Origin of the sequence: Lentzea atacamensis, assembly GCF_003269295.1 — a bacterium.
In the GTDB taxonomy this organism is placed as follows: domain Bacteria; phylum Actinomycetota; class Actinomycetes; order Mycobacteriales; family Pseudonocardiaceae; genus Lentzea; species Lentzea atacamensis.
Window position 1 is genome coordinate 1 of record NZ_QLTT01000031.1, and the last position, 1,020, is coordinate 1,020.

General features: G+C 66.8%; 1 protein-coding gene. It reads right to left on the reverse strand.

The annotated features are described in order from the left end of the window. Positions 1–9: 9 nt before the first annotated feature. Positions 10–1,020: PLL family lectin (locus tag C8D87_RS46685; protein WP_215732679.1), on the reverse strand; the 1,011-nt coding region annotated here is incomplete at its 5' end.

The window sequence follows — 1,020 nt, forward strand, 5'->3', positions numbered from 1 at the left end:
GCTTGTTGGTTAGCTGATGGTGGTGGTGCCGATGTTGTACCAGCCTTTCCAGCCGTTGGTGGTGTCGCTGATGTAGGCGTAGGCGGCGTAGCCGCGGGTGTCACGGGCGTGGACTTCGGTGATGTTGCCGGTGGCCTTGTAGACCGCGGCGGGGGTGCCGGTGAGCTGGGCGGTGCCGATCGCGGTCAGCGGGCTCCAGTTGGCGCCGGGGCTGAGGTAGGTGTGCAGCATGCGGCCGGTGGTGTCGCGGGCGAAGACCTCGGTCACACCGTTGGACTTGAACACCGCGGCGGGGTCGGAGTCCAGCACGGTGGAGCCGATGTTGAACCAGCCCTGCCAGCCGTTGGAGTTGTTGGAGATGTAGGCGTGGGCGAGGTAGCCGCGGCTGTCACGGGCGAAGACCTCGGTGACGTTGTTCTCCGCCCGGTACACCACGGCCGGGGTGCCGGTGAGCTGGGCGGTGCCGATCGCGGTCAGCGGGCTCCAGTTGGCGCCGGGGCTGAGGTAGGTGTGCAGCATGCGGCCGGTGGTGTCACGGGCGAAGACCTCGGTCACACCGTTGGACTTGAACACCGCGGCGGGGTCGGAGTCCAGCACGGTGGAGCCGATGTTGAACCAGCCCTGCCAGCCGTTGGAGTTGTTGGAGATGTAGGCGTGGGCGAGGTAGCCGCGGCTGTCACGGGCGAAGACCTCGGTGACGTTGTTCTCCGGCCGGTACACCACCGTCGGGGTGCCGGTGAGCTGGGCGGTGCCGATCGCGGTGATCGCTGACCACTGGTTGCTGCCTGGGGTGATGTAGGTGTGCACGATCCGGCCGGTGGTGTCACGGGCGAAGACCTCGGTCACACCGTTGGACTTGTAGATCGCGACCGGGTCCGAGGCCAGCACGGTGTCACCGATGCGGTACCACGGCGACCAGCTCGAGGAACCGTTCCCGATGTAGGAATGCACCAGCTTGCCTGCCGAGTCCCGCGCGAACGTCTCGGTGATGTTGCCCTGCTCCTTGTACACCGTCCGACC